Raw genomic sequence first — 201 nt, 5'->3', positions numbered from 1 at the left:
GCCGCTACTCGGGGAGTCTCGAGATTGATTTCCTCTCCTCCGGGTACTTAGATGTTTCAGTTCCCCGGGTTGTCCTCCCCACCCCTATGTGTTCGGGGTGGGGATATCCACACTGCTGTGGATGGGTTCGCCCATTCGGAGACCCCCGGGTCGAAGGATGTGTGCTCCTCGCCGGGGATTATCGCAGCTTGCCGCGTCCTT

The 201-nt window shown here is 60.2% G+C and carries 1 rRNA gene; it reads right to left on the bottom strand.

Annotated elements, in window-relative coordinates:
- Positions 1 to 201, bottom strand: a 23S ribosomal RNA gene (locus tag GPK39_RS09885); the annotation flags it as partial.

It is taken from the genome of Collinsella aerofaciens (genome assembly GCF_018785245.1).
GTDB classification, from domain to species: domain Bacteria; phylum Actinomycetota; class Coriobacteriia; order Coriobacteriales; family Coriobacteriaceae; genus Collinsella; species Collinsella aerofaciens_AD.
Note: the sequence above shows the minus strand (reverse complement) of the source record. Positions and strands in the feature narration are given on the sequence as shown.